Raw genomic sequence first — 8,241 nt, 5'->3', positions numbered from 1 at the left:
GTCTACACCATGAGCAAACCTATCGCCTCGGCTCGGATTCCCCATAGTTGGCATGACCAGATATGTGCGATCGCAACCGAAACCGGTCAAACACCGAGCGATGTGGTCAAAGAAGCGATTGGGCTGTATTTGGAAAAAACAGATCCTGAATCGATAGCCTCTATGAGCCGTCGTTTGAACCGACTGGAATCACAGTTCAAAAAGCTAGCTCAGCTAGTCTGATCTGAAGAAATATGGCTAAAGCCTTTAGCCCATTCGATAAGCTTTGAGAAAGTCCTGCCATTTTTCAGCAACTTGTTGCTCTGCTGCTACTGCTTCATCGTTGGCATGAATTTCCTCTTTGTGGGCTTCGTAGTATGCTACTTGCCTTTGCACATATTCAGGATCAGACCATAGGTCAGACCATAGCTCTTTGTCTTTCTGCGTCATATACTCTAAATGAGCTAATGCCTTCTGACTTTCCTCGCCTATAAGTCGTCTTAATCGCTCATCTATCTCAATTTTCTGACTTAGAAAATGTTCTAAAGTGCCCTCACGAATCCAATCCTGATAATTGGGATTATGCGCTATGAAGTCGATGACCGACTTACCCCAAAAGCTTTCTACAAGAGGATCTAGCACTTCAACGACATAACTTAACGTCAGCACATCCGGTTCCTGGGTGCTCGTCATTGATAAGTGGACAATCTGATTTCTGATGCGTCCAAACTCACGATATTTTGCAAGTTTCTCTTTTTCGAGTTTAATTCCTGTTGTTGCCCAAAGCCTGTCGGGTAACTCTTCATAGGTTAGAGTTCGTCCCTTTTCTAGCAAGTCCAGTAGTGTGAGGAGATCGCCAGTACTTTCTTGTTTAGGAAATTTGGAAAAAATTAGCAGCGGATGTTCTTCAGCTATTCGAGCTTTCAGCAGTATTTCTGCGGCTTGCGCTGTGTGAACCACGCATCTCAAGTTTCTACGCTGTGCAGCTTCTAAAAAAGCTTCGTGTAAAAGGAGCATCCCCGTTACTCGCATATTAACGGGGACATCTTTCATGGAGTTTCGATCCATTGTCCTAAATCTAGAGACCTAATTACTTATATCCACTGAAAAACCTGCGTATCTGGCTTATTTGATGATGTTTGGATAATTTCGACTCAGCTTGCTGGAAGCTATCTCTTTTGACGATAATTCCAAGGTTTTTCAGCGCCAGGATTGCCCCAAACACCTGCTGACTGATTCTTCGCAATTTCCTCAGCACGAACCAATACATCTGGCTGTGGGCAGCTGCCCGAATACTTCTCATAGTGATAGGCCATCCCATCCATCACCATCTGAGAGTTAAGGTGAATTTCTGAGCCATCAGGACGGATAACAAACAGGTCCGCCACTGTTCGGCCATAGTGGTCTTTCTCGATTGGCACCACACCAATAGACCCATCACCTTGAGCGACTAGCGATCGCAAATGGTCCCGTGCCTCAATCCCGCTCAGCTGCTCTATCTCAGGCGAATCCGTTCCACAAAATCTGATTTTCAGCTCCTGGCCACCACGTTCAACCCGCAGCGTATCACCATCGTAAATAGAGCCTTCTACCACCTGATACCATTCGGTGTTTTGCCCACCAGCTGCGGCATCAATGGCAGCGTTAATCTGTTTGGAGAATAGCTTCGGTGAAATCGCAACCAGCCCAATCACGATGACCGCTGGCATAAACCCTCTGCGTTGCCAAATCTTCTTCACCGATCAATATCTCCAGTTCGCGTATGTCCTGAGCTTGCCCGATACAATGCTCAGAGCACCGAGCCGTCAGTTCGGCGGTCCGCTGCCATAGACCAATCATGCTAGTCGTTGTCCCCTGCCCCGTTCGGTATCTAGCCTCGGCCACCGCCACCTGTAGTCGATGACTCTCCAGCTGCGATGCCAGCAGCATAGCCTGTCGATCCAGATGTTCATAGTTTAGTACCAGGTCAACGATCTCACGGGTAATGCCCTCGGCCACTTCCTCACGACGGCGAATCAGATTGGCGGCTTCAAGTTCGAGCGTTGCGATCGCAAGCCGATCTCGCTGCACATCGCCACCGCCCAAAACGTTCTGGATTAACCGCACCGGGTCCATTGTCAGATAGTTGGTCCACTGCCGCGCTTCTGCATAATCCTGTCGTTCAGTTGTAAGTTCCAGCTGTTGGTTGATTGCCTCAATCTCTGATGACTGCGCTATCGCCTGCTGAGTCAGCATCTCTAGACACTCCATCGAACTGTTCAGACAAGGAAGGGCCAGCACTGGCGCGGACCATGAGAGTAATTTCAGCACTAAGCAGACCGCTAGCATCCTGACCCAGCCACTTAACCCGCCGAATCCTGCCAGCGTAGGGACTGCGGATGACGGCCAAGTTTGCGATCGCATTGTCAATTTCATCCAGCTTCAATCGAGTTTGAGATATCTGATAATCACGGTCCCTCAGCCGCTGTTCATACTGTGCCCACTGGCTTTGATAACTCAGCTGGTCACGATTGCGAGAACTGGCATCGATGGCCACTGCCCGAGAATGCTCATACTCCGCCGTCGAGCGTTTACCCAGGGCTAGCTGATAGTCGCGCACGGCTGCCGTATGCTCCCGCTGCAGCTCCGCCAGATTCGCTGACTCATGCTCAAATACCAATGGGTTAAGGTTCGGTAGTTCTGCTAGGTAGGCCATTTCCTGGTGCTTTGCCTGTATCGCTGCCTCATCCTGGTCTACATCAGCCTTAGCTCTATCAATCGCCGCATTCTGCTCCAAATACGTCGGTGTTTCCATAGCCGGTGGGGTAACCGGTGGCAGTGGCGGCGTGATGGTAGCCACCTCTAGCCGGTGCAAGGCCAGGTCAAGCTGTTTTGCCTGAGTCTCCAGCCGTCGACGTTCCCGCCCACGGTCGGCCAGTAACTGGGTAGCAAAGACCCGGTCACCTTCCTTGACCTTCAAATCTTCTGGGTCGGCAACCGAGACACTAATAGTTAGTCGCCTGGGGTCATCGCTTGTAGTGGTTGATAATACTGGTTCTGGGGGATACGGACCATAAACCTCACCAAAGGCAGTCATCCCCATTAACACTGCTGTGCTCAGTAGATAAGAGAGGGTACGTCGAATCATTCCAGAATCAGAGCGGTGATGGTGCCGGTGGCCCACTGGTCGTTGAGCTGTGCGATCGCCAGCTCAACCGGATGATAGTCGAGCGTCACGGATTCCCCAGATACGGCTATAGTTTCCAACTGTTGCCCGTCGCTAACGGTCTGGATCTCCTCTGGAAAATCAACAACAATCGAACCGCTGAGATAAATGCTGTTACCAGGGTAGGAATTCATCAGATTTCCCAATGCTGCGGCTATGTCTTGATCATTCAGCGAGAGAGTCTTTGTTGCTCGCTGTGTTAATTTACCTGCCTTAGTTACGAGCTTTTCAACAATGATGCTTTCACCTGTTTTATAAACACCTTTGCCATCGGTGACAATAAATTCTGAACCTTCATTGCCGAGGATCAAATAGCTGCCAGTGGCGTCTGTGCGGTCATGATTCCACACACCGATAATGTCGGCATACACCTCGGCGGTAGCCGCATTGCGGTTGTAGGTTGCGATCGCACCGTCCCGCAAGCCTAAACCTTGATTTACCTGAGTTTGCACACCACCTGCACCTGCCAGCCATAGGCCAGTTACCAGAATCGCGATGGCAATAGAAAGCACCCAATATTCACCAGGGCCGCCCGTACAGATTCTGCGCTTAGGATTGCCAACGCTGATGGCCCACACTGGAACGGGCCAAAATAGCTGGACTCCCTGACGAGTAAAGCAATCGGCAAAGCAGGCCAGCACATGACCCAGCGGCAGTGCTAGCCATGGTTTTATTGCCCCCAGCGTAAACCCTATTCCTAGGGATATCGCAGTGAGTGTGACCGTGGCCACTAAGGAATGGGTGATGGATCGATGGGGATAGCGGTCTTCAATCCATGAGCTGATGGGAAAGCAGATTTGGCCGATTAGGCTGGTGGTGGTATCGACATCGGGCAGCTGGGAGCCCAATACTGCCAAGCCTAACGGTAGAGGGGCCGCTGTACCTAGGAATAGAGAGACGCCTGCGGTTGCGATCGCAGCGTGGGTAATCGCCATCATGGACAATCTTGCAGATAACCAGTAGGGTCAGAATTCCCGCTAGAGTGCACTGCCCAAAACACCATGGTCACCATCGTTAGACTCGGTGATCCTGTATCTGATCTACACTCGAGACCATCATCCACCCCATGTTCATGAAAATCTGGGATTCAATTTACGGAGATACCCAATGAACACAAGCCAGACTCTACATGATGCGGTGGTAGTCGCCCCCCCGGCTGGGCCGGAGGATATCATTGATGCTCATTATGATGCTGATACCCGTGAAATCGTCGTTAGCTTTCAAGATGGCAAAATAGCCCGCGTACGCACCACCGAGTTTGAAGAACTTGCCGCCGCCACTGCTACCGACTATGAGCATTTAGATGGCACCCGCTCAGGTGTGACCTGTATTACCGATACGGTTGATTTTGCTGTTGCAGCTAGCTGGTGGCGGAAACAGGCTATTGGAAAATAGGATAATTGGTGATTGCGATCGCAGCGTGGGTAATCGCCATCATTGGCCCAGACCATATCAGCATTGAACAGCCCTAAATTGCCCACACTTAGATAGTTATTGATTAGACCGACTATCCTATAGACTCAGCCCCCTGAATGAAGTCAGCCATGCTAGAAAGTGCCATCGGTGGGATTGCCGTTCCACTATTTGAACAACTCTGGAAAGCCGGTGGCTATGTAGCAAAACAAGTCGGCCAAGCTCGCCAGGACGTCAGGGACGTAGAAGCAATTCTCACCGCCTCCCAAAACTATCAAGCAAAATACAAAAACAATCACGGACAGGTGAAGGTGATGCCAGGGCTAATGAAAGAGCCCGTACCCCTAGCCTCGATTTACACTGCTGTTAAATTTCTCAATGAAGACAGCATTCGCCAATTCGATGGTCCAGATGAGCTAGAACAACTTTATCGAAACCAGGGCAAACGACGCTTTCAAACCGCCGATCAACGTCACGATGGCATCACCATTGCTAAAGAAAAGCAATATTTGATGGTCCTGGGTGGCCCCGGTGTCGGCAAAAGTACCTTTCTAAGAAAACTGGGTCTAGAAGCTCTTAAAGGACAACAAGGACAGCTCAAGGGTGACCAAATCCCAGTTTTTATCGAACTCAAAACCTTTAGAAGCGACGCCATTGAGCTCACAACTGTCATCGCCAATCAATTTGAAATTCATGGCTTTCCTGACGCACAGGCATTTACAGAACTCTCCCTCGCTCAAGGAAAGCTGCTAATTTTACTCGATGGTCTAGATGAAGTCCCCACCGACAATGTGAATCAAGTAATTGAAAACATTGAAGACTTTGCCATTCAACATGATAAAAATACCTTTGTTGCTTCATGTCGTACCGCTGCCTATCGTAGTAGCTTTAAGCAGTTTACCGATGTCACCATCGCTGACTTTGGTGATGGGCAGATAAAGCAATTTATTCAGCGCTGGTTTCATTCTGAGCTAGACCAGGAAGCTGATACAGCTAACCAGTACTGGCAGTTACTCAAACAACCTGAAAACCAAGCAGCTAAAGAACTTGCACAAACGCCCTTACTCCTCACCTTCCTATGCCTGATCTATGAACGAAAACAAATGCTGCCGAACCAGCGCAGCACCCTCTATGAAAACGCCTTGGATCTGCTTCTAAGCGAATGGTCAGCCCAAAAAAGACTAAAGCTAACTCCCATCTACCAGGGTTTTCATCCAAGACTAGAGAAAGACCTCCTCAGCGAAATCGCCTATACCAGCTTTGAAGAAGACCGTTTATTCTTTTCAAAAGCAGATATTATTGACCGCATCACTACTTACCTAGCTGACACTCTGGATGCCTCAGAATATTTAGATGGTCAAGCCATTCTTCAGGAAATTGAAGTCCAACAAGGCATTCTCGTAGAACGAGCTACCAACACTTATTCGTTCTCCCACCTCACCTTGCAGGAATACCTCACAGCTCTATACATCGTTAATAATCAATTAATTTCAAAGTTAGTCAGCGAGCACCTTACTGATCAGCGTTGGTACGAAGTCTTTTTGCTAGTAATTGGACTAATGGGAAGACGAGGGCACAACTTACTCGAAGCTATTGATAAACAGGCCAGAGCAAATCTTCAGGCTAAGCCTAAGATGCAGTCTTTAGTCCAGTGGGCATATCGGATTACACAAGGGCCTCCAACCGATTATGAAGATTTTGGAAAAATAGTCATCGCTATCGATATTGCCAGAGAGATTGCCAAAGTCATCACTAGAGACAGCGACATCCCCACGTTCAAAGCTAGCTATATCACTAAAGTCAGCAACATCCACAAAACCATCACCCAAGATATTGTCAACGATATTGCTAAAAGCCTTGAAGATAGCACGAATAGCCACATGACTGAAGTTAAAACCGAAAATATCAATAGAGACGGAAACAGAGATGGAGATGGAAACAGAGATGGAGATGGAAACAGAGATGGAGACGGAAATATCAATAGAGAGGGTGATGAGAGAGTCCTTAGCAGTGAAGGTGCTAAGAAATTAGCTGAAGCGATTAGGAGAAGAAGATACAAACCCAAACCCATTGTCAGAGAAAACTCCATTGAAAAAATCGTTGAAAATAAAGCCAGTAAAATCGTTGAAGATATTGCCAACAATATTTCTAAAGTCATCGCCTCTAGCAGAGATAGTGCTATTGCTAGCAACAGTGACAAAGCTAGGGACAGTGTTAATTACCTAATTAGGTATAAAATCATTAACACACCAGCTGTCGAAGGGTTACCCAAACAACTCTTCATCCTAAAAAATAAAATACCTCAACTTTCGGCATCATCGGATGAGTGGGATTGCTATGCCAATAAACTTGAAACTGCTTTTCTCAGCGCTTTAGAACTGACATTTGAAAACATATTATTTTCAACAGAAGAATGGCAGTACTTAAATGATTACTTGTATGCCAATGAACTCTTACTTAAGTGCCAGCAAGCATCCATAGGCATTTCACGTAAATCCTGGGAATCTCTCAAAAAACGATTGCTAACAGTCTAAGAGGCTGTTTGAAAAGCCCTAGAAGTGGTAAAAAAGCTTACTTGGTATAGGCTGTAGTTGAAATCAGACAGCCCCAAGTAAGCCATGTGTAAAGCATACTCCAGTAACCTGACCCAAGCGCAATTTGAGCTCATCGAACCATTGATTCCACCGGCCAAACCTGGCGGTCGTCCTCGTGAGGTGGATATGTGGGCCGTCCTCAATGCCATTTTGTACGTGGTCGTCCAAGGGGTGAAATGGCGAGATATTCCCGGAGATCTCCCCGCCTGGTCAACGGTCTACACCTATTTTCGCAACTGGCGCAAGGATGGCACTTGGCTTTTAATTCATGACCGTTTGCGGGGATGGGTGAGAGCGGATGCGGGTCGTCAAGAGAGTCCATCCGAAGCCATTATCGATAGTCAAAGCGTGAAGAGCGCCACCATGGTTCATGATGAAGTCGGCTTTGATAGGGCTAAATCCATCAAAGGGCGAAAACGCCATACGGCAGTCGATACCTTGGGATTAGTGTTGCGTGTGGTGGTCACAGCGGCTAATCTGCCGGAACGAGCCGGTGGCAAACAACTCTTGCAACAAGTGCAACAAATGGGCAGGGCTGTGTCTCGTCTTTATTTGATTTGGGTCGATGGAGGCTATGCTGGCAATCCCTTTCTCCAATGGGCGATGGACTCTTTCCGGTGGGTCATTCAGGTGGTCCTCCGACCAAAGGAGACAAAAGGGTTTGTTCTCGTCAAAAAGAGATGGGTGGTTGAGAACACCCAACCACAATGCCGTCATCCGCTTCAAGCTGAGTTCTGCACCTATCGTTGGAGTTGAAAAGCTGTTACGGCTAGTGGCCTTGGTGGACCAATACCTGACAGCCCAGTCATCTACCCACGAGGAATGCGAGTCATGCCAGCCTCCAACGAGCCCCCCCGTCCAGACAACTAACCGAAATCGATTGCTGGAATCAGCTGCCAACCGCCCATCGCCAACGTGTGATTTGGCTATTAACTCAGATCGTGATGGCTCAGATGAGCAGTCTGCCTCAAACGGAGGGGCATGATGAGCAAGCTCTCTGATAGTCAACACCTGGGTACTCAAAAGCTACTCCCCCATCATCTAGAACGT

General features: G+C 48.4%; 8 protein-coding genes and 1 pseudogene. 4 read left to right on the top strand and 5 right to left on the bottom strand.

What is annotated here, in order from left to right; genetic code table 11:
* Positions 1-222, top strand: a 222-nt coding sequence (locus tag DXZ20_RS17995; RefSeq protein WP_250565809.1) for a hypothetical protein, incomplete at its 5' end; no start/stop codon positions are given.
* A 24-nt stretch (positions 223-246) separates the two neighbouring features.
* Here DXZ20_RS17995 and DXZ20_RS17990 read toward each other — a convergent pair.
* The 5 genes from DXZ20_RS17990 to DXZ20_RS17970 form a co-directional block, all read right to left on the bottom strand.
* A complete protein-coding gene (locus tag DXZ20_RS17990; RefSeq protein ID WP_163699638.1) occupies positions 247-1,032 on the bottom strand; it encodes a hypothetical protein in 786 nt (261 codons plus the stop codon).
* Positions 1,033-1,148: 116 nt separating this feature from the next.
* The gene (locus DXZ20_RS17985; protein ID WP_250565808.1) at positions 1,149-1,688 is read right to left on the bottom strand and encodes a thermonuclease family protein; all 540 of its coding nucleotides are present in this window, start codon (positions 1,686-1,688) and stop codon (positions 1,149-1,151) included.
* Positions 1,624-2,214 carry a TolC family protein gene (locus DXZ20_RS17980; protein ID WP_250565807.1) on the bottom strand — a complete coding sequence of 197 codons (591 nt, stop codon included), beginning with the start codon at positions 2,212-2,214 and terminating at the stop codon, positions 1,624-1,626. Before DXZ20_RS17980 ends, DXZ20_RS17985 begins: the two co-directional genes overlap by 65 nt.
* The gene (locus DXZ20_RS17975) at positions 2,174-3,106 is read right to left on the bottom strand and encodes a hypothetical protein (protein WP_163699634.1); all 933 of its coding nucleotides are present in this window, start codon (positions 3,104-3,106) and stop codon (positions 2,174-2,176) included. Before DXZ20_RS17975 ends, DXZ20_RS17980 begins: the two co-directional genes overlap by 41 nt.
* Positions 3,103-4,122, bottom strand: a complete 1,020-nt coding sequence (locus DXZ20_RS17970; RefSeq protein ID WP_163699633.1) for a metal-dependent hydrolase — start codon at positions 4,120-4,122, stop codon at positions 3,103-3,105. The genes DXZ20_RS17975 and DXZ20_RS17970 overlap by 4 nt, the downstream gene beginning before the upstream one ends.
* Positions 4,123-4,291: 169 nt before the next feature.
* Here DXZ20_RS17970 and DXZ20_RS17965 point away from each other — a divergent pair, with 169 nt between their 5' ends.
* The 3 genes and pseudogenes from DXZ20_RS17965 to DXZ20_RS17955 all read left to right on the top strand — a co-directional run.
* Positions 4,292-4,579, top strand: coding sequence for a hypothetical protein (locus DXZ20_RS17965; protein ID WP_163699631.1), 288 nt, complete (start codon positions 4,292-4,294; stop codon positions 4,577-4,579).
* A 137-nt stretch (positions 4,580-4,716) separates the two neighbouring features.
* Positions 4,717-7,131, top strand: a complete 2,415-nt coding sequence (locus DXZ20_RS17960) for an NACHT domain-containing protein (protein ID WP_163699629.1) — start codon at positions 4,717-4,719, stop codon at positions 7,129-7,131.
* Between the two features lie 84 nt (positions 7,132-7,215).
* Positions 7,216-7,890: pseudogene (locus DXZ20_RS17955) on the top strand (IS5 family transposase); the annotation flags it as partial.
* Between the last annotated feature and the right edge of the window lie 351 nt (positions 7,891-8,241).

It is taken from the genome of Adonisia turfae CCMR0081 (genome assembly GCF_011009555.1).
Lineage (GTDB): Bacteria > Cyanobacteriota > Cyanobacteriia > Phormidesmidales > Phormidesmidaceae > Leptothoe > Leptothoe turfae.
The sequence above is the reverse complement of the archived record's forward strand: the minus strand, read 5'-3'. Positions and strand labels throughout refer to the sequence as shown.

Bases quoted from the DNA above. Each gene is read 5' to 3' on its own strand.
- DXZ20_RS17990 (WP_163699638.1), bottom strand. From the start codon at position 1,032: ATGAAAGATGTCCCCGTTAATATGCGAGTAACGGGGATGCTCCTTTTA.
- DXZ20_RS17985 (WP_250565808.1), bottom strand. From the start codon at position 1,688: ATGCCAGCGGTCATCGTGATTGGGCTGGTTGCGATTTCACCGAAGCTA.
- DXZ20_RS17980 (WP_250565807.1), bottom strand. From the start codon at position 2,214: ATGCTGACTCAGCAGGCGATAGCGCAGTCATCAGAGATTGAGGCAATC.
- DXZ20_RS17975 (WP_163699634.1), bottom strand. From the start codon at position 3,106: ATGATTCGACGTACCCTCTCTTATCTACTGAGCACAGCAGTGTTAATG.
- DXZ20_RS17970 (WP_163699633.1), bottom strand. From the start codon at position 4,122: ATGATGGCGATTACCCACGCTGCGATCGCAACCGCAGGCGTCTCTCTA.
- DXZ20_RS17965 (WP_163699631.1), top strand. From the start codon at position 4,292: ATGAACACAAGCCAGACTCTACATGATGCGGTGGTAGTCGCCCCCCCG.
- DXZ20_RS17960 (WP_163699629.1), top strand. From the start codon at position 4,717: ATGAAGTCAGCCATGCTAGAAAGTGCCATCGGTGGGATTGCCGTTCCA.